The organism is Cupriavidus sp. TMH.W2 (genome assembly GCF_050847365.1).
Classification (GTDB): Bacteria; Pseudomonadota; Gammaproteobacteria; order Burkholderiales; family Burkholderiaceae; genus Cupriavidus.
This window is the reverse complement of the sequence record NZ_CP193792.1, coordinates 327,122-348,952: the sequence shown is the minus strand read 5'-3', so window position 1 is coordinate 348,952 and position 21,831 is coordinate 327,122. Positions and strand designations below refer to the sequence as shown.

20 protein-coding genes are annotated in these 21,831 nt (G+C 67.7%); 8 read left to right on the top strand and 12 right to left on the bottom strand.

Going from position 1 to position 21,831, the window contains the following annotated elements; all coding sequences use genetic code 11:
- Nucleotides 1-19: 19 nt before the first annotated feature.
- Nucleotides 20-742, top strand: a complete 723-nt coding sequence (locus ACREYQ_RS01640) for a GntR family transcriptional regulator (RefSeq protein ID WP_432259077.1) — start codon at nt 20-22, stop codon at nt 740-742.
- Here the strand turns inward: ACREYQ_RS01640 and ACREYQ_RS01635 are convergent.
- The 3 genes from ACREYQ_RS01635 to ACREYQ_RS01625 all read right to left on the bottom strand — a co-directional run bounded on the left by ACREYQ_RS01635 (nt 724) and on the right by ACREYQ_RS01625 (nt 2,328).
- Entirely contained in the window at nt 724-912 is a 189-nt protein-coding gene (locus ACREYQ_RS01635) for a hypothetical protein (protein ID WP_432259076.1), read from the bottom strand. The genes ACREYQ_RS01640 and ACREYQ_RS01635 overlap by 19 nt on opposite strands.
- Nucleotides 913-989: 77 nt before the next feature.
- The gene (locus ACREYQ_RS01630; protein ID WP_432259075.1) at nt 990-1,637 is read right to left on the bottom strand and encodes a LysE family transporter; all 648 of its coding nucleotides are present in this window, start codon (nt 1,635-1,637) and stop codon (nt 990-992) included.
- A gap of 88 nt (nt 1,638-1,725) precedes the next feature.
- Entirely contained in the window at nt 1,726-2,328 is a 603-nt protein-coding gene (locus ACREYQ_RS01625) for a hypothetical protein (RefSeq protein WP_432259074.1), read from the bottom strand.
- Nucleotides 2,329-2,462: 134 nt separating this feature from the next.
- Here ACREYQ_RS01625 and ACREYQ_RS01620 point away from each other — a divergent pair, with 134 nt between their 5' ends.
- From ACREYQ_RS01620 to ACREYQ_RS01610, 3 genes are all read left to right on the top strand, one after another.
- Nucleotides 2,463-2,963: a SoxW family protein gene (locus ACREYQ_RS01620; RefSeq protein WP_432259073.1), complete on the top strand. Its 501-nt coding sequence runs from the start codon at nt 2,463-2,465 to the stop codon at nt 2,961-2,963.
- A 111-nt stretch (nt 2,964-3,074) separates the two neighbouring features.
- Nucleotides 3,075-3,611, top strand: coding sequence for a TlpA disulfide reductase family protein (locus ACREYQ_RS01615; RefSeq protein WP_432259072.1), 537 nt, complete (start codon nt 3,075-3,077; stop codon nt 3,609-3,611).
- 142 nt (nt 3,612-3,753) lie between these two features.
- Nucleotides 3,754-5,853, top strand: a complete 2,100-nt coding sequence (locus tag ACREYQ_RS01610) for an ATP-dependent helicase (protein WP_432259071.1) — start codon at nt 3,754-3,756, stop codon at nt 5,851-5,853.
- Between the two features lie 19 nt (nt 5,854-5,872).
- Here ACREYQ_RS01610 and ACREYQ_RS01605 read toward each other — a convergent pair whose 3' ends face one another.
- From ACREYQ_RS01605 to ACREYQ_RS01580, 6 genes are all read right to left on the bottom strand, one after another.
- The gene (locus ACREYQ_RS01605) at nt 5,873-7,069 is read right to left on the bottom strand and encodes a class I SAM-dependent rRNA methyltransferase (protein WP_432259070.1); all 1,197 of its coding nucleotides are present in this window, start codon (nt 7,067-7,069) and stop codon (nt 5,873-5,875) included.
- Between the two features lie 202 nt (nt 7,070-7,271).
- Complete coding sequence (locus ACREYQ_RS01600) at nt 7,272-8,660, bottom strand: IS4 family transposase (protein ID WP_432257562.1); 1,389 nt, start codon at nt 8,658-8,660, stop codon at nt 7,272-7,274.
- Between the two features lie 138 nt (nt 8,661-8,798).
- A complete protein-coding gene (locus tag ACREYQ_RS01595) occupies nt 8,799-9,107 on the bottom strand; it encodes an HP0495 family protein (protein ID WP_078195082.1) in 309 nt (102 codons plus the stop codon).
- 61 nt (nt 9,108-9,168) lie between these two features.
- On the bottom strand, nt 9,169-10,365 hold the full coding sequence (locus tag ACREYQ_RS01590; RefSeq protein ID WP_432259069.1) for a D-alanyl-D-alanine carboxypeptidase family protein: 1,197 nt from the start codon (nt 10,363-10,365) through the stop codon (nt 9,169-9,171).
- 63 nt (nt 10,366-10,428) lie between these two features.
- Nucleotides 10,429-11,070 (bottom strand): alpha/beta hydrolase, encoded by a 642-nt coding sequence (locus tag ACREYQ_RS01585; protein WP_432259068.1) that lies wholly within the window; start codon nt 11,068-11,070, stop codon nt 10,429-10,431.
- 149 nt (nt 11,071-11,219) lie between these two features.
- Nucleotides 11,220-11,540, bottom strand: a complete 321-nt coding sequence (locus ACREYQ_RS01580; RefSeq protein ID WP_432259067.1) for a (2Fe-2S) ferredoxin domain-containing protein — start codon at nt 11,538-11,540, stop codon at nt 11,220-11,222.
- 390 nt (nt 11,541-11,930) lie between these two features.
- Here ACREYQ_RS01580 and ACREYQ_RS01575 point away from each other — a divergent pair, with 390 nt between their 5' ends.
- From ACREYQ_RS01575 to ACREYQ_RS01560, 4 genes are all read left to right on the top strand, one after another.
- The gene (locus ACREYQ_RS01575) at nt 11,931-13,226 is read left to right on the top strand and encodes a dicarboxylate/amino acid:cation symporter (protein ID WP_432259066.1); all 1,296 of its coding nucleotides are present in this window, start codon (nt 11,931-11,933) and stop codon (nt 13,224-13,226) included.
- 70 nt (nt 13,227-13,296) lie between these two features.
- On the top strand, nt 13,297-15,282 hold the full coding sequence (locus tag ACREYQ_RS01570; protein WP_432259065.1) for a sensor histidine kinase: 1,986 nt from the start codon (nt 13,297-13,299) through the stop codon (nt 15,280-15,282).
- Between the two features lie 8 nt (nt 15,283-15,290).
- Nucleotides 15,291-16,616, top strand: coding sequence for a sigma-54-dependent transcriptional regulator (locus ACREYQ_RS01565; protein WP_432259064.1), 1,326 nt, complete (start codon nt 15,291-15,293; stop codon nt 16,614-16,616).
- Nucleotides 16,617-16,976: 360 nt separating this feature from the next.
- Nucleotides 16,977-17,954: an NAD(P)H-dependent flavin oxidoreductase gene (locus ACREYQ_RS01560; RefSeq protein WP_432259063.1), complete on the top strand. Its 978-nt coding sequence runs from the start codon at nt 16,977-16,979 to the stop codon at nt 17,952-17,954.
- A gap of 141 nt (nt 17,955-18,095) precedes the next feature.
- On the opposite strand, the gene ACREYQ_RS01555 is transcribed toward ACREYQ_RS01560, so the two are convergent.
- From ACREYQ_RS01555 to ACREYQ_RS01545, 3 genes are all read right to left on the bottom strand, one after another.
- Nucleotides 18,096-19,346: a phenylacetate--CoA ligase family protein gene (locus ACREYQ_RS01555; RefSeq protein WP_432259062.1), complete on the bottom strand. Its 1,251-nt coding sequence runs from the start codon at nt 19,344-19,346 to the stop codon at nt 18,096-18,098.
- A gap of 85 nt (nt 19,347-19,431) precedes the next feature.
- Entirely contained in the window at nt 19,432-20,247 is an 816-nt protein-coding gene (locus ACREYQ_RS01550) for an ABC transporter ATP-binding protein (protein WP_018003769.1), read from the bottom strand.
- Between the two features lie 192 nt (nt 20,248-20,439).
- The gene (locus ACREYQ_RS01545) at nt 20,440-21,777 is read right to left on the bottom strand and encodes an ABC transporter substrate-binding protein (RefSeq protein ID WP_432259061.1); all 1,338 of its coding nucleotides are present in this window, start codon (nt 21,775-21,777) and stop codon (nt 20,440-20,442) included.
- Between the last annotated feature and the right edge of the window lie 54 nt (nt 21,778-21,831).

The following is a 21,831-nucleotide window of genomic DNA, read 5'->3' as shown; positions in this document are numbered from 1 at the left end:
GGTACCTACGAGGATTCCCATGGATCAACGGCTGCAGACCCTCAGGCCGGACGAGGCGGACGCAACGCCGATCTACCTGCAAGTGGCGCGCAAGCTGGCCGCGGCCATCCAGGCTGGCCAATGGCGCGTGGGCGATGCGCTGCCGTCCGAGCGCACGCTGGTCGATTCGCTGGGGATTTCGCGCGTCACGGCGCGGCGCGCGCTACAGGTCCTGGCAGAGGAAGGCGCGATCACGCGCAGCCGCGGCGCGGGCACCTTTATCGCGCCGCGCGGCGAGCAGAAGCCGGCGCGGCTGGACAACTTCAGCGAGCTGGCGCGCCGGCGCGGCATGACGCCGGCCAGCGAGCTGGTGGCGTTCGAGCGCCGCCGTGCCACGGCGCAGGAAGCCGCGGCGCTGGTACTGCCGGAAGGCGACGAGATTGTCAGGCTGACCCGCCTGCGCAAGGCTGACGGGCAGATCTACTGGATGGACGTGACCACGCTGGCGCTGGCCGTGTTGCCGGACGCCAGCGCCATCGGCGAATCGCTGTACGCCTACCTGGAACGGATCGGCAAGCCGGTGCTGCGCGTGACCGAGACCTTGCGCGCGATCGTGGCGACCGGGGAACTGGCCGCGCGCCTGGGCATCGAGCCGGGCGAGCCGCTGCTGCAGATCCGGCGCATTGGCTACACCCATGGCGACAAGCCGGTCGAGCTGACCGACGCCTACTGCCTGAACGACTTCTACGAGCTCAAGCAGTAGCGCCCGGCGGGGACGGCCACGGGCGGCTCCACCGGCGGCGGGGTCGGGTCTTCCTCTGGCGGCAACGGCAGGTCCGGCGGGATGCCCGGCGGCCCGGGCTCTTCTACCGGGGGCACGGTATGGCGCGGCTGCAGGCGCGCACCGGCGCGGGGGTTCAGCGAGGCGGGCATGCGGGGTCTCCGTGGCCGGGTTTCCTCCTCATTGAAGCAAACCCGGCCAGCACACGCCAGTTGTTGATGAACGACGGTCAGGCGTGTTGCCGCCGCACGAAGAACAGCGCCGCGCCCACGGCCATCAGCACGCTGCCGAAAAAGCGGTTCTGCCAGCGCACCGCGCGCGCATTGCGGAACAGCCCCTGCATGCGCGAAGCCAGCAGCGCGTAGCCATGCATCACGATCAGGTCCACGCAGCACATGGTGGCGGCCAGGATCGCCAGCTGCTGCGCCAGCGGCCGGTTGGGATCGATGAACTGCGGCAGCACCGCGACCATGAAGATGATGCCCTTGGGGTTGGTCACATTGGTCAGCAGCCCGGTGGCGAAGCGCCGGCGCCGGCTCAACCCGGCCACGCGCGCGGGGGCGGCGCTGCTGCCCTGGTCCGCCCCGCTTTCCATCTTTGCGCGCCATTGCTGAATACCCAGGTAAATCAGGTACAGCGCGCCGACCGTCTTGACCACCATGAAGGCCGGCTCCGAGGCCAGCAGCAGCGCGCCGAGGCCGCCGCCGGCCACCAGCAGCACGATCACCAGCCCGGCCTGCAGGCCGAAGATGGTGGTGGTGGTCCTGCGCAGCCCGTACGAGAGCCCGTGGCTCATCGACAGCACCGCGCCCGACCCCGGCGATACCGCGATCACCCAGCACGCGGCGAAATAGGCCAACCAGACTTCCCAACGCATTCCAACTCTCCTTTGACGACAACCATGCCGGGGCTCGCGAGCGCCGCCCCGGCACCTGTGAATCTTTCCAGTCGCGCGGCGCCGCGCGTCAGAGCGGGTGGAAGCCGCCCAGGAACTGCTCCACCTGCTCGGCCTGGCGCGCATCGCGCGCCGCATCGCCGGACTCCAGCACCACGGCCTGGTAGGCATGCACGCCCACGGCCACCAGCCGCGCGCTCAGCCGGCGCGGCGACTGGTCCTGCGGCGACACGCCGCTGGCCTGCAGTTCCACGCCGGCGAGCGGATGGCCCGGCCGGTCCGAGGTCATGACGGTGACGGGCCGCGTGCGCGGCTCGCCCGACAGCTTGCCGAGGTTGGCCAGCAGGCCGGCCTGCATCGCCGCCAGGGCCTCGCGCCGCAGGGCTTCGTCGTCGGCGGGCAGGGTCACCACGCCCACGGCGAACAGGGTGTCGTCGACGCGCGCGGCCTCCATCGTCATCGGCAGCTTGCGCCCGGCAATGGCCACGTCGCGCGCGGCGCTGGTGGGCTTGCCGGGATAGAGCGCGGCGTAACCGCCCTCGCCCGACTGGATGGTGCGCCAGTCATAGCGCGGCGAGCAGGCACACAGGGCAAGTGCCAGCACTGCCGCGCAGCAGAGCAGCGGACGGCGGACAGCGGCGGGAAAGCTCAGCGGGGGCAGCACGGGACGCATCGGGAAACAGGGCGAAAGGCGATACGGGGGACGGCGCGGGCGGGCGCCATCGCCTGCGGGCGGAAACCGGTATTATCCCGGAAGCGGCGCGCCAGTGCTTGCCGCGCCGCCCCCACTGCCCCAACGTCCCCGCCATGCCTGCAGCCCGTCTCGCCATTCCCGTCGTTGCCTTGACCAGCCTGCGCTGGCTGGCCGCGGGCGTGGTGCTGGCGGCGACTGCTATGGCCGCCGCCAGCCCGGCCCGCTTGCCGCCGGCCACCGACCTCGCCGCCCACGGCACCGAGGCCGCGCGCCGCGGCGAGCCGCTGGTGGTGCTGGTGTCGATGCCGGGCTGCGGTTATTGCGACGCCGTGCGCCGCAACTACCTGGGCCCGCAGGCCGCTGCCGGCGAGATTGCCGTGCGCGAGCTCGACATGACCGCCGACACCCCGCTGCGCGATGCCGACGGCAGCCTGACCACGGCGCGCGACTGGGCCCGGGCGCACCAGGTGCGGGTGGCGCCCACGGTACTGTTCCTGGACCGCCAGGGCCGCGCCGCCGCCAGCCCGCTGCCCGGCATGCAGCCGGATTTCTACGGCGCCTACCTGGAACAGGCGCTGGACCAGGCACGCGCCGCGGTCGCCTCCCGGCACTGAAGTGACTGAAGCGCTTGCGACGGATTGCCGCAGCCGGGCCCCGCGCAGCGCGCGAACGCCCGCGGCATTAGAATGTCCCATTGCTGACCGAACCTGCCTGCCCCGGATGCCATGACCACTGCTGCCCCCGCCACCCAAACCTCCCGCAAGCCCTGGCCCATCGTCGCGGCCGTGGTCGTGCTCGCACTGCTGGGCTGGTTCGGCTATCGCGCGCTGTCGCCGGCCAACGCCGTGCCCCCCGCCACGTTCACGCTGCTGTCGGGCGAGAAGGTCAGCACCGCCGACCTCAAGGGCAAGGTCTACCTGATCAACTTCTGGGCCACCAGTTGCGCCACCTGCGTCAAGGAGATGCCGGACATGGTCCGCACCTACGAGCAGTTCAAGGGCAAGGGGCTGGAGTTCGTCGCCGTGGCGATGAACTACGACCCGCCCATGTATGTGATGAACTATGCCAAGACGCGCGGGCTGCCGTTCAAGGTGGCCATGGATTCCGACGGCGCCGCGGCCAAGGCCTTCGGCAATGTGCAGCTGACGCCGACCACCTTCGTCGTCGACAAGGACGGCCGCATCCTGAAGCGCTATGTGGGCGAGCCCGAGTGGGATGCCCTGCACAAGCTGCTGGACGGCGCGCTGGCAAAGTCGGCGTAACGGTCCTGACAGCAAATGCAGCGAAAAGGTGCTCATCGAGCACCTTTTTTTGTTTTTACGTCCGATCGTCAGCGCGGCAGGTTGCGCGCCAACCCTGTATGGATATACAGTTGGCGCCAGCCTTTTTCCGAGCGTTTCCCCTGTGACCCTGGACCTTGCCCCCGCCGCCGACCTCGCGGCCCCAGAAGCCGACGCGGTCCCCGCCTACCTGTCCCGGCTCAACCCGGAGCAGCGCGCCGCGGTGGAGCACGGCAGCGACGCGCCGCTGCTGATCATCGCCGGCGCCGGCTCGGGCAAGACCAATACGCTGGCGCACCGCGTCGCGCACCTGGTGCTGGGCGGGGCCGACCCGCGCCGCATCCTGCTGCTGACCTTCTCGCGCCGCGCCGCGGCGGAGATGGGACGGCGTGTCGAACGCATCGTCGACCAGGCGCTGGGCACCCAGACCGGCGCGGGGCGCGCGGCGCTGCAGTGGTCCGGCACCTTCCACGCCATCGGCGCGCGCCTGCTGCGCGAATACGCCGAGACCCTGGGCCTGTCGCCCGCCTTCACCATCAGCGACCGCGGCGATGCCGCCGACCTGATGCACGTGGTGCGCCACGACCTGGGGCTGTCCGAGACCGCCAGCCGCTTCCCGAAAAAGGAAACCTGCCTGGCGATTTACTCGCGCGTGGTCAACACCCAGGCGCCGCTGGAAGATGTGCTCAAGCAGCAGTTCCCACGCTACGCGATGTGGGCCGATGCGCTGCGCACGCTGTTCGCCGGCTATGTCGAGGCCAAGCAGAAGCAGCATGTGCTGGACTATGACGACCTGCTGCTGTACTGGGCGCAGGCCATGGCCGAACCCAGCATCGCGCAGGACATGGGCGCGCGCTTCGACCATGTGCTGGTCGACGAATACCAGGACACCAATGCGCTGCAGGCGTCGATCCTGCTGGCCATGCGGCCGGATGGGCGCGGCCTGACCGTGGTGGGCGACGACGCGCAGTCGATCTACGCCTTCCGCGGCGCCACCGTGCGCAATATCCTCGACTTCCCCGCACAGTTCACGCCGGCCGCGCAGCAGGTCACGTTGTCACAGAACTACCGCTCGACGCAGCCGATCCTGCAGGCCGCCAACGCGGTGATCGGGCTCGCGGCCGAGCGCTATACCAAGGACCTGTGGTCCGAGCGCGCCTCGGCCGAGAAGCCCGGCGTGATCGTGGTCAACGATGAGGCCGACCAGGCCCGCTACGTGGTCGAGCAGGTGCTGGCGCGGCGCGAGGCGGGCCTGACGCTGATGGCGCAGGCGGTGCTGTTCCGCGCCGCCGACCACAGCGCGCAGGTCGAGATCGAGCTGGCCCGGCGCAATATCCCGTTCGTGAAGTTCGGCGGGCTGAAATTCCTGGAATCGACCCACGTCAAGGACGTGCTGGCGGTGGTGCGCTGGGTGGAAAACCCGCGCGACCGCATGGCGGGCTTCCGCACGCTGCAACTGCTGCCCGGCATCGGCCCCAAGACCGCGGCGCGCGTGCTGGATGCGCTGGCGCTGGCCACGGAGCCGCTGTTCTCTTTGGAGGAATTTGAGCCGCCCCCGGCCGCCGCGCCGGCCTGGGCCGACCTGCTAGGACTGGCTCGCGCGCTGATGGCGCCGACCTCGCCGTGGCCGTCGGAGTTCGAGCAGGTGCTGGCCTGGTACGCGCCGCACCTGGAACGCCTGCACGACGATGCCGCCGCGCGCCAGGCCGACCTGCAGCAGCTGGAGCGCATCGCCGCCACCTATGGCGCGCGCGAGCGCTTCCTGACCGAGCTGACGCTGGACCCGCCCAGCGCCTCCAGCGACGAATCCGGCGTGCCCTCGCGCGACGAGGACTACCTGATCCTGTCGACCATCCACTCGGCCAAGGGCCAGGAGTGGAAGGCGGTGTACGTGCTCAATGCCGTCGACGGCTGCATGCCGAGCGACCTGGCGACCGGCACCACCGAAGAGATCGAGGAAGAACGGCGCCTGCTCTACGTGGCCATGACGCGGGCGAAAGACCACCTGGACATCGTGGTGCCGCAGCGCTTCTACGTGCACCAGCAGGTGGGCTTCGGCGACCGCCATGTGTATGCGTCACGCACACGCTTTCTGCCCAACCGCGTGATGCCCAACTTCTACAGCCGCTCCTGGCCGCCCCCGCCGATGCCGGGCGAGGGGCCGGCCAGGCCCGCGCTGGCGCCGGTGGACCTGGCCAGCCGGATGCGGAATATGTGGCGCTGACCAGCGCCACCGATCCGTTTTACGCCACCTTCTCCAGCAGCAAACCCTTCAGGTACTCGCCTTCCGGGAACGCCGCCAGCATCGGGTGATCCGTGCCGGCGGACAAGCGCCGCAGGATGCGCGCATCGGCGCGCGCGTCGGTGACCGCGCCCGCCACGATCTTCTGGAACAGCTCCATGCTGATCGCGCCCGAGCACGAATAGGTGAACAGCAGCCCGCCCGGGCGCAACAGCTGCGTACCGACCAGGTTGATTTCCTTGTAGGCGCGCGCGGCGCGGTCGATATGCTGCGCCGACGGGGCGAACTTGGGCGGGTCCAGCACGATCAGGTCGAACTGGCGGCCCTCGGCGCGGAATTCACGCAGGGTCTTGAACACGTCGGCATCGAGCCAGGTGGCGCGTTCCGGCTCGAAGCCATTGAGCGTGACATTGCCCGCGGCGATCTTCAGCGCCTCGCCCGACGAATCGATCGACGTGACCGAGGTGGCGCCGCCGCGCAGCGCCGCCAGCGAGAAGCCGCCGGTATAGCAGAAGCAGTTCAGCACCTCGCGGCCCGCGGCGAGGTCGCCCACCAGCTTGCGGTTGTCGCGCTGGTCGACATAGAAGCCGGTCTTGTGGCCGTTGCGCACGTCGACGTAATAGCGCACGCCGTGCTCGGTGACCGACAGTGCCGGATCCGGCTCGGCGCCGGCCAGCACGCCGGTCACCAGCTCCAGGCCCTCGCGCTGGCGCACGGCCGCGTCGGAACGCTCATAGACGTTGGGGCAGCCGGTCTCCTTGACCAGCGCCTGCACGATCGCGGTCTTCCAGTGCTCCACGCCGGCCGAATTGAACTGGCACACCAGCTGGCCCGTTTCACCATTGCCGTAGTAGTCGACAATCAGGCCAGGCAGCCGGTCGGATTCGCCAAAGATCAACCGCACCGCGTTGCTGTCCTTCACCCATTGGCGCCGGTAGGCAATGGCCGCGGCCACACGGCGCTTGAACAGGGCGTGGTCGACCGGCTCGTTCTCGTCGAAGGTCCACGCGCGCGCGCGGATCTGCGACTCGGGGCTGTAGGCGGCCTTGGCCAGGAAGCGGCCGTCGGCGGCGCGCACGATCACGGTCGCGCCCGGCTCGCAGCGCCCTTCGGTCGTGGCAATGCCGGTGGCGTAGATCCACGGGTGGCGGCGCAGCAGGGATTTTTCCTTGCCGGGTTTCAGGGTGATGGTGTTCATGTTGGTATCGGAAAACAGCGGAGCCCGGCCGTTGAAGCCGCGCATGGGCGTGCCGGAGGGCACCCCTCTCCCGCATGCGAGAGGGGTGGGGGTGAGGGCGGGAGCGTCAACGAAGTCCGGCGCGTCGGTATGCCTGCGCCTGCCCTCACCCCCGGCCCCTCTCCCGCAAGCGGGCTTGCCTTTACCCACAACTTCCGGCGGCTTACTCGTTTTTCTGGAAGATCCGATACATTTCGGTGATTTCGTGCAAAACGAGGAAGCCGCGCCAGAGGACAGTAGCACCGGGGGGATCGTCGTTTTTGCGACCCAGGTAGCCACCGAGCTTGGCGATCCAAAGGACCGTTTCGCTGAGTTTGGGTGCCTGCTCCGGTGGCTTGGTTGTGCCGTGCGTGCGGCAGTACAAGGCCTGCCATTCGAGCGACTGCAATAGCACCGAGCAAGGGATATCGGCTTCAAGCCGGCCGAGCATGGTCGCGTACATGATGCGCCAGCCGATCACGGCGAACAGCGCCGTGGCGCGCAGGAACCGCTCCAGCGTCCCGAACTGCCGAGCCTCGATCTGGCAGCCACTTTTCAGGACACGATGCCAGGATTCAATGGTCCAGCGCCGGGCATACCAGCTCAGCCGTTCCAGCACATCTTCCAGCGTTTGGGTGGGCATCGAACTGAGCAACATCCATTCGAGCGGCTCAACACCTTCGGGCGGATCGATTTCCAGTGCGTGAATGGCAAACACTTCGAGGCTTGGTAGGGCCTCTGCACCGCGGCTGCGCGGCGGTCGCAGTTGGACGGGCACACAGCGCAAAGCCAGTCGGGCGCTACGCGCTTGCCTGGCGCCACTCCTGGGCACGTGCAGGACGGTCTCCCCGAGTACGGGGGCCGCAGCAACCGTCTCCCACAGATACTTCTCTGGGTGATCCACGCCCCGATTCCAGGCGGCCCGCACCAACCAGTCCACCCCCGCTGGGCGCTGCGCCAGGAACACGTCGTACACATCGCCCTCGCGATCGCTGACGGCAACAAGGTGCGTGTCCGGACACTGCATCTTGAGCGGCTCAAGGCATTCCAGCCCCTCCAGCCACTTCACGCTTTCCTTGTCACGAATGGACAGCGCCCGGCGCTGCCTGGCCTTGCCCGATGCTTGCGGCGCACGCACCCACGTCTTCATGCTCAACACGCCCAGTGGCAGGCCCTCAGGCGTCACCGCCAGCACGCTGTGCAACATGAATCCGCGCAAATTGCCGCCCGTGCCGTGACCAAGTCCCTCAGTCGCGGGCAAATTTGCCAGATTGAATTCCGTGGTGTCCTGCACCGCCAATACGACAGGTACCTGCTGCATGCGACCCACGGTTTGAACGACGTGGCTCGCCAGTATTCCGTCCGGGTCGACCGCCTCATTATCAAAGAAGCGATATGCCGCCTTGAGTTGGGCACCACTCAAGGCCTGCGGGAACGAAACATGGGCTTTTTGCGCTAGTCCGCGCGCCAATGCCACAAGGCGCTGCGTGCGACGTGCATCGCCCAACTGAGCGCCACCGAATTCGTCGCTGGCCCAGTCTTCCAGATCTTCCGTATCAGACAAAATTGCCACCACTGATTGTCAACTTCCCCGAAGTTAACACCGTCCAATCCCGTTTACAACCTTTCCTATCGAGATGTGGGTAAAGACAAGCGCAAGCGGGAGAGGGGAGCAAACAGAGCGGGAGAGAAAGTCTTACAGGGTTGCGCCTTACAGCACCACCTTCACCATCGGGTGCGAAGTCAGCGCCCGGTACAAATCGTCGAGCTGCTCGCGGCTGGTGATCCAGGCCGTCACGGTCAGCCCCAGGTACTTGCCGCCGCTCGACGGGCGCATCTCCATCTTGCCGGCGTGGAAGTCCGGGTCGAATTCCTGCACCAGCGTGACGATGGCTTCGGCAAAGCCGTCCTGCATCGTGCCCATCACCTTGATGGGGAAGTGGCACGGGTATTCGATCAGCGACTGTTCCGGCGGGATATCGCCCGGCTTGCCGCCACTGCCTTGGTTATCGGTTGTCATGTCGGATGCTCCGGCACGAAACCGGCGCGCCGCGGGGCGCACCGGCTTGCGCGCATTGAGGTCACTTGCGCTTGAACCACAGGCGGATGGTGTCCCACAGGCGGCCGAAGAAGCCGGCCTCGGGCACTTCTTCCAGCGCCACCACCGGGAACTCCGCCACCTTGGTGGCGCCGTCCATCAGCTTGACCATGCCCACCTGCTGGCCCGCCGAGATCGGCGCGATCAGCAGTTCCTGGCGCTCCAGCACCGGCTTCAGGCGCCCGCCGGTGCCCTTGGGCACGGTGACGAAGGTCTCGTTCTGCACGCCGATCTTGACCGTGCCGCTCTTGCCCTTGTAGATGTCCGGCGTGGCCAGCACCTGGCCCTTGTCGTACAGGCGCAGCGTGTCGAAGAACTGGAAGCCGTAGTTGAGGATCTTCAGGCTTTCCTGGGTGCGCACCTGTTCGGTGGTGGTGCCGATCACGACCGAGATCAGGCGGCGCGAGCCGTCCGGCACGTTGGCCAGCGGCCGCTTGGCCGACGAGATCAGGCAGTAGCCGGCGGACTTGGTGTGGCCGGTCTTGACGCCGTCCACGGTCGGGTCGATGTACAGCAGGCGGTTGCGGTTGGGCTGCCTGATCTTGTTATAGGTGAACTCCTTCTGCGAGTACATGCTGTAGTACTCGGGGAAGTCCTTGATCAGGCGCGTGGTCAGCGTCGCCAGGTCCACCGCGGTGGTGTAGTGGTTCGGGTCGGGGATGCCGTCGGTGTTGGTGAAGTGGGTGTTCTTCAGGCCCATGCGCTGGGCCTCTCGGTTCATCATCGCGACAAAGCCCTCTTCCGAGCCGCCCACGGCCTCGGCCAGCGCCAGCGCGGCGTCGTTGCCCGACTGCACGATCAGGCCCAGCAGCAGGTCACGCACGGTGACCGGCTTGTTGGGCTCGATGAACATGCGCGACTCGTCGCTTTTGACCTTGAGCACCAGGTTGGTCGGCACCACGGCCTGGTCCAGCGTCAGCCGCTTTTCCTTGAGTGCCTCGAACGCCAGGTAGGCGGTCATCAGCTTGGTCAGCGAAGCCGGCTCGATGCGCAGGTCTGCGTTCTGCGACGCCAGGGCCTGGCCGCTGGTCACGTCATACAGCATCCACGACTTGGCTGCGACCTGCGGCACCGGCACGCCCTGCGCCACGACGGCGGCGGGCGCGGCGGCCAGCACGACGGCGGCGATGGCAGCGGGAGCAAAAGCGGACGAAAGGCGTGTCGTGGCTCTATTCAGCATGTTTCTGTGTTCCGACAGTAAGAAGGTGGCGCGGGGGTGTTCCGGCGTGGCGGCGTGCCGGCCTTACCGGTCCCACGCATTGACGACGAGCTGCTTGATCAGGTGCAGCTTGCGGTGAAAGAAATGATCGGCGCCGGGGATCACGATCACCGGCAGCTCCTGCGGGCGGGCCCAGTCGAACACGCTGGCCAGCGGCACGGTGTCGTCCTGCTCGCCATGGATCACGATAGTGTCGGCCGGCACCTCGGCCACCTGCCAGCGGCTGGCGGCGGTGCCCACCAGCACCAGGCGCTGCGCGGGCGTGCCGGCCTCGGCCAGGCGGCGCGCCACGTGGGTGGTGACGAAGCTGCCGAACGAGAACCCGCCCATGGCCAGCGGCAGCGTCGCGGCCTGTGCCGACCACGCGGTCTGCTGGCGCATCCAGGCCACCACGGCCAGCAGGTCGTCCTGCTCGGCGATGCCGTTGTCATGCTCGCCGGCGCTGCCGCCCACGCCGCGGAAGTTCGGGCGCACCGTGGCATAGCCCAGCTGCACGAAGCTGCGCGCCAGGGTCTGCGCGACCTTGTTGTCCTTGGTGCCGCCGAACAGCGGATGCGGATGCGCCACCAGCGCCAGGCCGCGCGGCTCGCCTTGCGGCAGGTCTACCGAGAGATCGATCGCACCGGCGGGACCGGTGATGGAAAGTACCTGGGTATGCGCGTTCATGATGGCGGTCAGGATGGCAGTGAAGCGGGCGCCCGGCGCAATGCCCGGGCAAAAATGAAAAAACCGTCCGGCTGGCGGGCGGCGGGCATGACAGACAAAACGTTGAAACAGGTAAAGCAACAAGCCGGCATGCGCCGGCTTCCGTTCGTTCAGCGGTCCACCATCAGCCGCTCGACCGGCTTGCCCTGCATCAGGTGGCTGTCGATGATCTCGTCGATATCGTGCTCATCGACAAAGGTGTACCAGACGGCCTCGGGGTAGACCACCAGCACCGGGCCGAGTTCACAACGGTTCAGGCAGCCCGCTTTGTTGATGCGCACCCGGCCTTCGCCGCCGGCGATGCCCAGTTCCTTGCAACGCTTCTTGGCGTATTCCTGCATCGCGCGGGCGTTGTGGTCGGCGCAGCAGTTCTCGCCGGCCTCGCGCTGGTTCAGGCAGAAGAAGACGTGGTGCTGGTAGTAGCTGCTCATGCGTACGGTGTGATGGCGGCCCCGGACGGCGGAACGGCCCGGACGGCATTGAACGGAAGCTCGGAATTATACGGCGTCGCGACGGCCCGGCCGTGATAACGCCCACGTTTGCGCCGGTAACGGTTTGCTACAGCCACCAGCGGGGTGGCGCCTTGCGCACCTGCGGCGGGTCGGGCATTCCGAATCCCCGGAGGCGTGCCGTCCGGGATTCCGGAATCCCGGAGCCACGGACCTGGCGCGATGCCGGCCTTTCCTTTTGAATCAACCAGTTAGCGATGCACGTTTGACTGGCACGCAGGTTGCGAATACCCCTCCTGAACGCGCCGCAACCGTGACGGTGCGCGCCCGCGCGACACCTTGCCGGGTACGGTCAATACCGAGGACGACATCATGAGAAAACCCTTCTACAAGATCCTGTACGTGCAGGTCCTGTTCGCCATCTTCGTCGGCATCGTGCTGGGCCATTTCTGGCCGGATACGGCCATCGCCATGAAGCCGCTGGGCGATGGCTTCATCAAGCTGATCAAGATGATCATCGGCCCGATCATCTTCTGTACCGTGGTGACCGGCATTGCCGGCATGAGCGACATGAAGAAAGTCGGCCGTGTCGGCGGCAAGGCGCTGCTGTATTTCGAGGTGGTCTCCACCTTTGCATTGCTGATCGGCCTGGGCGCCGCGCACCTGCTCAAGCCTGGCGTGGGCTTCAATATCGACCCGTCCACGCTGGATACCAAGGCCATCGCCCAGTATGTGTCGAAGGCGCACGGCCAGAGCACGGCCGAGTTCCTGATGCATATCATCCCGGACACGATCTTCAGCGCCTTCGCCAACGGTGACATCCTGCAGATCCTGCTGGTCTCGCTGTTCTTCGGCGCAGCGCTGTCGGTAATGGGCGAGCGCGCGCGCATCGTCTTCCAGCTGGTGGAACAGGTCTCCAAGGTCTTCTTCCACATTGTCCACGTCATCACCAGGGTGGCCCCGATCGGCGCCTTCGGCGCCATGGCGTTCACCATCGGCAAGTACGGCCTGGGCTCGCTGGTGCCGCTGCTCAAGCTGATCGGCACCTTCTACTTCACGGCCATCATCTTCGTGGTGTTCGTGCTGGGCACGGTAGCGCGCCTGACCGGCTTCAACATCCTGCGCTTCATCGCATACATCAAGGAAGAACTGCTGATCGTGCTGGGCACCAGCTCGTCGGAAGCGGCGCTGCCGCAACTGATGGAAAAGCTGGAAAAGCTCGGCTGCTCCAACTCGGTGGTGGGCCTGGTGGTGCCCACCGGCTACTCGTTCAACCTGGACGGCACCAACATCTACATGACGATGGCGGTGATCTTTATCGCCCAGGCGACCGGCATCGAACTGACGCTGATGCAGCAGCTGACCATCCTGGCCGTGGCGATGCTCACGTCCAAGGGCGCCAGCGGCGTGACCGGCTCGGGCTTCATCACGCTGGCGGCGACGCTGGCGGTGGTGCCGACCATCCCGGTGGCGGGCATGGTGCTGATCCTGGGCATCGACCGCTTCATGAGCGAGTGCCGCGCGCTGACCAACATCATCGGCAACGGCGTGGCCACGGTGGTGGTCTCGGCCTGGGAGCGCGAGCTTGACCGCAAGAAGCTCAACAGCGTGCTGCTGCACGGTGGCGAAAATGCGGAAGTCCTTGCCGACGCCGGCCAGAACGTCTGACGGCACGCGGGCGGCGCTCCCTGGCGCCCGCCACGGGGTATCATCGGCGCGACATCCCTCGCGCGCGCCGATGCCCCACTCCGACGATTTTCTCGCCGTACATGACCCCGCCGCAGCCCGGGCGGAGATCCACGAGCCGGGCACCGAGAACGGCCGGTGGCTGGGCTTTGCCGTGGTGCTGGCGGCGGGGCTGCTGGTACTGTGCGCGCTGACCTGGCTGGTCTCGGTCCAGCGCGGCATTTCCACGCTGCAGCAAACCACCGCAACGCGTGCCGACCGCTACGCCGCCACGCTCGAAAGCACCCTCGACCGCTACGAATTCCTGCCCGCGCTGGTGTCGCTGCACCCCTTCGTGCGCGGGCTGCTCGAATCCCCAGCCGATCCGGCCCGCGTGGCCGCCGCCAACCACTACCTGGCCGAAGTCAACCGACGGGCCCATGCCTCGGCCACCTATGTGATCGCCGCCAACGGCATCGCCCTGGCCGCCAGCAATCACGGGCAGCCTGGCAGCTTCGTCGGCACCGACTACCGCTTCCGCCCTTATTTCCAGATTGCCGCGCGTGGCGAACTGGGCCGCTTCTACGCCATCGGCATCACCAGCGACGAGCCCGGCTACTACATCGCACAACCGGTGGAGGCGGGCGGCAAGGTGATCGGCGTGACGGTGGTGAAGCTCAACCTGGAGTGGTTCCAGCGCGCCGGCGGCGGCAGCGCCGAACCGCTGATGGTCAGCGACGACCACGGCGTGATCTTCCTGTCTTCCGTGCCGGAATGGCAGTACCGCACGCTGCGTCCGCTGCCGCCACAGCTGCACGCCCAACTCGGCGAGACCCGGCAGTACCATGATCGCGACGTCTCGCCGCTGCCGCTGGAGCCGCTGACCTCGCCCGTCACGCGCTGGCTGGCCTCCACCACGCTCGATGAAGGCGCGCGCCTGGTGCGCGTGCGCAGCAACGAGCCCGCGCCGGATGGCAGCGAGCGCGCCGACCGCTATCTCGAGCTTGGCCGCAAGGTCGGCCCGGCCGGCTGGACCATGCAGGTGATGGCGCCGCTCGACCCCGTGCTGGCCAACGCGCGCAACGCCACGGTGGCGGCAGCGCTGGCCTATGCCTGTATCTGCCTGCTGCTGGTCAACTGGCGCCAGCGCCGCCAGCGTGCGCGCGACATGCTGTACAGCCGCCGCCTGCTGGAAGCCGCGTACGACGAGCTGGAGCGCCGCGTCGAGGCCCGCACCGCCGACCTGATGGCGATCAACGAAAAGCTGGAAGATGAAGTGGCCGAGCGCACCCGCGCCGAAAGCGAACTGCGCGCGGCCCAGGACGAACTGGTGCAGGCCAGCAAGCTGGCGGCGCTGGGGCAGATGGCGGCCGGCATCACCCATGAGCTGAACCAGCCGCTGGCGGCGCTGCGCACGTTCTCGGACAACACCCGCGTGCTGCTGGAGCGCGGCCAGCTGGCCGCGGCCGAAGGCAACCTGACGGCCATCGCCGACCTGACCGAGCGCATGGGCAAGATCACCGGCCAGCTCAAGCTGTTTGCCGGCAAGGCGCGCCCGCTGCGCCGGCCGGTGGCGCTGCGCGCGGCGGTCGACCATGTGCTGGCGCTGCTGGCGCCGCGGCTGGGCACGGTCACGGTCAGCGTCACGGGCCTGGACGCCCTGCCCGGCCTGGCGGTGCGCGCCGACGAGCTCAAGCTGGAACAGGTGCTGCTGAACCTGACCGGCAATGCGCTGGATGCGATTGCCGCGGCCGCGCCGGCGCAGGGACAGATCGACCTGGACGTGCAGGCAGAGGGCCAGGCGGTCACCATCGGCGTGCGCGACAATGGCACCGGCATCGCGCCGGACGCGCTGCCGCGGCTGTTCGAACCCTTCTTCACCACCAAGGAAACCGGGCAAGGCCTGGGGCTGGGGCTGGCGATCTCATCGTCGATCGTGCGCGAGTTCGGCGGCCAGCTGAGCGTGGCCAACGTGCCGGGCGGCGGCGCGCTGTTCACGCTGGTGCTGGCGCGCGCCCCCGCCATCGACCCCGCGCCCACGGTTTCCGCCTCTCAATGAGTATTGCCATGCAAGACGGTCTGCGTGTCCTGTTTGTCGAAGACGAGCCGCTGGTGCGCCAGGCCACCGCGCAGAGCCTGGAGCTGGCCGGCTTCCGGGTGCTGGCGCTGCCCACCGCCGAGGCCGCGATCCCGCACCTGCACGGCGCCTTTGCCGGCGTGGTGGTGACCGACGTGCGCCTGCCCGGCGCCAGCGGCCTGGACCTGCTGCAGCACTGCCGCAACGCAGCGCCGGGCGTGCCGGTGATCCTGGTGACCGGCCATGGCGACATCACCATGGCCGTGCAGGCCATGCGCGAAGGCGCCTACGACTTTATCGAAAAGCCCTTCGGCGCCGACCGCCTCACCGACACCGTGCGCCGCGCGCTGGAACGCCGCGCGCTGGAGCTGGAAAACCAGGCGCTGCGCCGCGAGCTGGCCGGCCCCGCGGCGGGCACGCGCATCATCGGCCGCTCGCCCGCGATCGAGCAGGTGCGCGCGCTGGTGGCCAATGTTGCGCCCACCGATGTGCCGGTGATGATCAACGGCGAGACCGGCACCGGCAAGGAACTGGTCGCGCGCAGCCTGCATGCGCTGTCCGCGCGCGCCGAGGGCCCCTTTATCGCGCTGAACTGCGGCGCCGTGCCCGAGGCCATCTTCGAGAGCGAGATGTTCGGCCACGAAGCCGGCGCCTTCACCGGCGCGGGCAAGCGCCGCATCGGCAAGCTCGAGCACGCCTCGGGCGGCACGCTCTTCCTCGACGAGATCGAGAGCATGCCGCTGGCGCTGCAGGTCAAGCTGCTGCGCGTGCTGCAGGAAGGCTCGCTGGAGCGTCTGGGCTCGAATGCCTCGGTCGGGATCGACGTGCGCATCGTCGCGGCGGCCAAGGGCGACATGGATGCGCTGGTGGCCCAGGGCACCTTCCGCGAAGACCTGTATTACCGGCTGAACGTGGTCACCATCGCGCTGCCGCCGCTGCGCGAGCGGCGCGAGGACATCGTGCCGCTGTTCGAGCATTTCTCGCTGGTGTCCGCGGTGCGCTACCAGCGCCCGGCGCCGATTCTGTCCGAGGCGCAACGCCAGGCGCTGGCCCAGCGGCCCTGGCCGGGCAATGTGCGCGAGCTGCGCAATGCCGCGGACCGCATGGTGCTGGGCGTGCGCGAAGGCGGCCAGGCGGGTGCGCAGGCCGCGGCCCCCGATGACACCGCGCCGCTGCGCGAGCGCATGGAGCACTTCGAGCGCGCCGTGATCGCGGATGCGCTGGCGCGCACTGGCGGTGCGGTCAGCCAGGCGGCGGACCTGCTGCAGGTCGGCAAGGCGACGCTGTACGACAAGATCAAGCGCTACGGCTTGTGATGTCATGCGGCGTTCATTGCGCTGCCACGTCACCGTCACATTGTCGGCATATTCTTCGGTGGCGGCTGCGGCATTGGCAGGTGCCCGCCGTGTGTATCAAACTTCGTGGTAATTGATGGCCCCGCATATGCGGGGCGTTTTTTTTGGGTTGTTCACACGCGCCCCGGCACTTCACACTCCCAACACATTCCCCTCACACCGCTGACCAGACTGGAGCCCTTCCGGCCGGGTAGTTCCACAAGGTGACCGGACCGGCATAGACTGGGGCTTCTAACGTGACCGCGCCGAAACTCCCTATAATCGAACGACCGTTCATTTAGGGGCATCTGCACTGTGCACACACGTAGTTCAGGAGACATCATGCCCGCCGCCAAGCAACTGCCCCAGGCCCTGCAGAACCTGGCCCTGCCCATCATCGCCTCGCCCATGTTCATCGTCAGCTACCCCGAGCTGGTGCTGGCGCAGTGCAAGGCCGGCATCGTCGGCTCGTTCCCGGCGCTCAATGCGCGCCCGGCTGAGCTGCTCGACGAGTGGCTGACCCAGATCGAGGGCGAGCTGGCCGCCTTCAAGGCCGCCAACCCCGCCGCGCCGGTGGGCCCGGTCGCGGTCAACCAGATCGTGCACACCTCCAACGCGCGGCTCGAGCATGACGTGAAGGTGTGCGTGGAGCATAAGGTGCCGATTTTCATCACCTCGCTGCGCGCGCCGGTCAAGGAAATGATCGACGCGGTGCACAGCTACGGCGGCATCGTGCTGCACGACGTGATCAGCATGCGCCATGCCGAAAAGGCAATCGAAGCCGGCGTCGACGGCCTGATCCTGGTCGCAGCAGGCGCCGGTGGCCATGCGGGCATGCTGTCGCCGTTCGCGCTGGTGGGCGAGGTGCGCAAGATCTTCGACGGCCCGATCGCGCTGTCGGGCTCGATCGCCACCGGCGAGGCGGTGCTGGCCGCGCAGGCCATGGGCGCGGACTTTGCCTACGTGGGCACGCGCTTCATCGCCTCGCAGGAGGCGCATGCGGCGGAAACGTACAAGCAGTCGATCACCAGCTCGGCCGCCGCCGATATCGTCTACACCAACCTGTTCACCGGCGTGCACGGCAACTACATCCGCGAAAGCATCAGCAATGCGGGCCTGGATCCGGACAACCTGCCGGTGGCCGACAAGAGCAAGATGGACTTCTCCAGCGGCAGCTCCAAGGCCAAGGCGTGGAAGGACATCTGGGGCGCCGGCCAGGGCGTGGGCCAGATCCACGACATCCCCAGCGCCGGCGAGATCGTCGCGCGCATGAAGGCGGAGTACGATGACGCCAAGGCGCGGCTGGGTATCGCGCGCTAACGCTGTGTGGATGGTTCGGCCGCCGACGCGGCCGGCTGAGGGGGGTAAGCTCTAAGCCGACGCCGGTTTGCTCCCCTCTCCCACTTCGCGGGAGAGGGGAGCGTCTGCCTGGCGTAGTGGCCTATATCAAGCGCTCATCCTTCAATCGTAGCTGCGCGCATCCTCGATCAGCTTCCCATCCTGCGGCAACGACCCCGCCGCGACAAAGGCCACTTCACCGCGCAGCCGCATCACCTCGCGCAGCGACTCCGCCACCGCGCGCTGCAGCGCCTCATCCTCGCGCGTGGCATCGCAATGCAGGGTCATCACGTCGGCGCCGGGTTCGCCGGTCACCACCAGCCGTGCGGCGCGGATCTCCGGATGGCGCCGCAGCACTTCCGCCACCTGCCCCGGATGCACGAACATCCCCTTGACCTTGGTGGCCTGGTCGGCGCGCCCCAGCCAGCCCTTGAGCCGGATATTGGTGCGCCCGCACGGGCTGGGCCGTTGCGCCGACTCCGCCACGATGGCCGACAAGTCGCCCGTACCGAAGCGGATCAGCGGGTAGTCGCCATTGCCCAGCACCGTCACCACCACCTCGCCGGTCTCGCCCTCGGGCATGGGGCGCGAGCCGCCCGGTTCGACGATTTCCACCAGTACGCCCTCATCCACCACCCAGCCGTCGCCGCCCTCGGTCTCATACGCGATCAGGCCGACATCGGCGGTGCCGTACATCTGCTGCACGCGCACGCCGCGCGCCTGGAACCACGCGCGCAGCGACGGCGGCAGCGCCTCGCCCGAGACCAACGCCTTGGCCAGGCTCGTGCAGGGCGTGCCCAGCTCGTCGCCACGCTCCAGCAGCAGCTTCAGGAACGACGGGGTGCCCGCGTAGGCCGATGGCTGCAGGCTGGCCAGCGCCTGCACCTGTGAATCGGTCTGGCCGACGCCGGCCGGGAACACGCAACAGCCCAGCCGGTGCGCGCCCGTTTCCATCATCATGCCGGCGGGCGTGAAGTGATAGGAGAAGGTGTTGTAGACCAGCTCGCCGGCGCGAAAGCCCGCCGCATGCATGGCGCGCGCCACGCGCCACCAGTCGGCGTCGTGGCCGTCGACTTCGTGGATCGGGCCGGGCGACTGGAACACATGGCGCAGCTTGCCCAGCGGCGTCGCGTTGAGCCCGCCCAGCGGCGGCAGCGCGCGCTGGCGCGCGCTCAGGTCCGACTTGCGCGTGACCGGCAGCGCCGCCAGCGCCGCGCGCGAGGTCAGCAGGCGCGGCTCGACGCCGCTCAGCAACTCGGCAAAGTATGGGGCGTGGTCGCGCGCGTGGGCCACCTGGCGTGCCAGGGCGGCAAGGAGCGCCTGCTCGCGGACTGCCGGCGCGCGGGTTTCGAGCGAATCGAAGTGTTCTGGCATGGTGCTGTGCGTCAGGGATTGGGATGCGGCCCGCCACCGCGCCGCTGGGCGCGTAGTGGCGATGCCGGACGGAATCGGGCGCGCGCTACGCCAGCCAGCGCTTCCTGCGCCGGTAGCTCTTCACGTCGCGGAACGACTTGCGGCCGGGGCCGTCGGCGTCGTTGGCGGCCACGCCCAGGTAGAACTCCTTGACATCCTCGTTGGTGCGCAGCGACTCGGCATCGCCGTCCATCACCACGCGGCCGTTCTCAAGGATGTAGCCGTAGTCGGCATAGCGCAGCGCCACCATGGTGTTCTGCTCGGCCAGCAGGAAGCTGACGTTCTCGCGTGAATTCAGCCCGCGCACGATCTCGAATATCTCCTCGACGATCTGCGGCGCCAGGCCCATCGACGGCTCGTCCAGCAGGATCATCGCAGGCTTGGCCATCATGGCCCGGCCGATCGCGCACATCTGCTGCTCGCCGCCGGAGGTGTAGCCGGCCTGTGACTTGCGGCGCGTCTTCAGCCGCGGGAAGTACTCGTAGATCTTTTCCAGCTCGTCGCGCGTCTGCCCGCGCGACAGGCCGCGCGTGTAGGCGCCGGTGAGCAGGTTCTCTTCGATGGTCAGGTGCGCGAAGCAGTGGCGCCCCTCCATCACCTGGATCACGCCGCGGCGCACCAGGTCGTTGGGCGTGAGCTGGTCGACGCGGTCGCCGCGATATTCGATCGAGCCCTTGGTGACATCGCCGCGCTCGGCCTGCAGCAGATTGGAGATGGCCTTGAGCGTGGTGGTCTTGCCCGCGCCGTTGGCGCCGAGCAGCGCCACGATCTTGCCTTCCGGCACTTCGAGCGAAACGCCCTTGAGCACCAGGATCACGTGATCGTAGATGACTTCGATATTGTTGACGGACAGAAGGCTCATGGTGCGGCTCGTGTTGAGTGTTGCGGTTTCCAGCTTGCCGATTGGGTACTCCCTCTCCCTCTGGGAGAGGGTTGGGGTGAGGGCGGGCGCTGCCACGAAGTGAACGCGCTCGCTATGGCCAGCGCCGGCCCTCACCCCCGCCCCTCTCCCGCAAGCGGGAGAGGGGAGAACCCAATTGGGATTCGGCCGGCATCAGGACTTCATGCAGGCCGGCGTAATCCCCTTCTCCTTCGCGTACTGCGCGGCAGTCGCTTTGAACAGCGGGTGGATCAGGTTCTTGTTGCCCTCGATCCAGTCCGAAATCACCACCCACTTGGTGCCGTCCCACTGCTGGATCTTCACCTTGCCCGAGCCTTCGTGGTTGTCGCAGCTGGTCTTGATCTCGGGCAGCAGGCCCGTGGCGCCCAGTTGCTGCAGGCGCGCGTTGGTCAGGTTCAGGTTCTCGAAGGCCCAGCGCATCTGCTCGCCGGTCATGGGCTTGCCCTTGCCGAACTTCGCCTGCGCCACGCGCACCGCCTCCACCGTCACCACCGCCGCCGACACGCCGCGGTTGTACAGCACCGAGCCCACCTTGTTCTTGTCCTGCATATTGCCCTTGCCGGCTCCATAGACCACCTTGTCGATATCGGCGATCAGCGGCACGCCGCGGCCGGCCACGTTCCAGGTCGCGCTCATGTAGCCCTTGGAGGCATCACCGGCCGGCACGGTGTCTTCTTCCGACCCCGCCCACCACGAGCCGATCATCTTGTCGCGCGGGAAGCCCACCTTCTGCGCGGCCTTCAGCGCGGTCTGGTTCATCACGCCCCAGCCCCAGAAGATCACGTAGTCGGGCTTTTCCTGGCGGATCTTCAGCCACTGGGCGCCCTGCTCATTGCCGGGGTGCGCTACCGGAATCTCGACCAGGTCGAACTTGCCGAGCCTGGCTTCGGCCTGCAGCGCCACGATCGGCTCCTTGCCATAGGCCGAGTCGTGATACAGGTAGACGATCTTCTTGCCGGCCAGCGAGCCGCCGTTCTTCGAGGCCAGGTACTTGACGATGGCCGAGACCTGCATCTGGTAGGTGGTCACCAGCGGGAACGCGTACGGGAACACCGAGCCGTCCACCGCGTCGGTGCGGCCATAGCCCATCATCACCAGCGGCACCTTGTCCGCCGCGGTCTTGTCGACCAGCGCGTACGAGATGCCGGTGGACATGGCGTGGTAGGCCGTGCCCTTGGTGGTGGCGTTCTTGGACTTCAGGCGTTCATAGCACTCCACGCCCTTGGCGTTGTTGTACTCGGTCTCGCACTCTTCCCACGACAGCTTGACGCCGTTGACGCCGCCTTCCTTCAGGTTGACGTAGTTGAGGTAGTCGATGAAGCCGCCATACCACGACTGCCCGTTGGCGCCGTACGGCCCCACGCGGTAGCTCGGCAACGCCACGAACTGCTCGTTGCTCTGCGCCATGGCCGGCGCCGCCGGCGCCAGCAGTGCCGCCGCGGCGCTGACCACCAGGGCGGCGCGTTGCACATTGCGAATCAGCTTGGTCATGACAGTCTCCTTCGCCCTCAGGGGAGCGTTTCGTTATGCGTAAGCTTCAGAACT

Excerpts from the sequence above, each read along its gene's own strand:
- ACREYQ_RS01580 (WP_432259067.1), bottom strand. The coding sequence starts at position 11,540 with ATGAGCAGCTACTACCAGCACCACGTCTTCTTCTGCCTGAACCAGCGC.
- ACREYQ_RS01630 (WP_432259075.1), bottom strand. The coding sequence starts at position 1,637 with ATGCGTTGGGAAGTCTGGTTGGCCTATTTCGCCGCGTGCTGGGTGATC.
- ACREYQ_RS01550 (WP_018003769.1), bottom strand. The coding sequence starts at position 20,247 with ATGAGCCTTCTGTCCGTCAACAATATCGAAGTCATCTACGATCACGTG.
- ACREYQ_RS01615 (WP_432259072.1), top strand. The coding sequence starts at position 3,075 with ATGACCACTGCTGCCCCCGCCACCCAAACCTCCCGCAAGCCCTGGCCC.
- ACREYQ_RS01575 (WP_432259066.1), top strand. The coding sequence starts at position 11,931 with ATGAGAAAACCCTTCTACAAGATCCTGTACGTGCAGGTCCTGTTCGCC.
- ACREYQ_RS01545 (WP_432259061.1), bottom strand. The coding sequence starts at position 21,777 with ATGACCAAGCTGATTCGCAATGTGCAACGCGCCGCCCTGGTGGTCAGC.
- ACREYQ_RS01565 (WP_432259064.1), top strand. The coding sequence starts at position 15,291 with ATGCAAGACGGTCTGCGTGTCCTGTTTGTCGAAGACGAGCCGCTGGTG.
- ACREYQ_RS01595 (WP_078195082.1), bottom strand. The coding sequence starts at position 9,107 with ATGACAACCGATAACCAAGGCAGTGGCGGCAAGCCGGGCGATATCCCG.
- ACREYQ_RS01640 (WP_432259077.1), top strand. The coding sequence starts at position 20 with ATGGATCAACGGCTGCAGACCCTCAGGCCGGACGAGGCGGACGCAACG.
- ACREYQ_RS01625 (WP_432259074.1), bottom strand. The coding sequence starts at position 2,328 with ATGCGTCCCGTGCTGCCCCCGCTGAGCTTTCCCGCCGCTGTCCGCCGT.
- ACREYQ_RS01555 (WP_432259062.1), bottom strand. The coding sequence starts at position 19,346 with ATGCCAGAACACTTCGATTCGCTCGAAACCCGCGCGCCGGCAGTCCGC.
- ACREYQ_RS01590 (WP_432259069.1), bottom strand. The coding sequence starts at position 10,365 with ATGCTGAATAGAGCCACGACACGCCTTTCGTCCGCTTTTGCTCCCGCT.
- ACREYQ_RS01635 (WP_432259076.1), bottom strand. The coding sequence starts at position 912 with ATGCCCGCCTCGCTGAACCCCCGCGCCGGTGCGCGCCTGCAGCCGCGC.
- ACREYQ_RS01570 (WP_432259065.1), top strand. The coding sequence starts at position 13,297 with ATGCCCCACTCCGACGATTTTCTCGCCGTACATGACCCCGCCGCAGCC.
- ACREYQ_RS01560 (WP_432259063.1), top strand. The coding sequence starts at position 16,977 with ATGCCCGCCGCCAAGCAACTGCCCCAGGCCCTGCAGAACCTGGCCCTG.
- ACREYQ_RS01620 (WP_432259073.1), top strand. The coding sequence starts at position 2,463 with ATGCCTGCAGCCCGTCTCGCCATTCCCGTCGTTGCCTTGACCAGCCTG.
- ACREYQ_RS01585 (WP_432259068.1), bottom strand. The coding sequence starts at position 11,070 with ATGAACGCGCATACCCAGGTACTTTCCATCACCGGTCCCGCCGGTGCG.
- ACREYQ_RS01605 (WP_432259070.1), bottom strand. The coding sequence starts at position 7,069 with ATGAACACCATCACCCTGAAACCCGGCAAGGAAAAATCCCTGCTGCGC.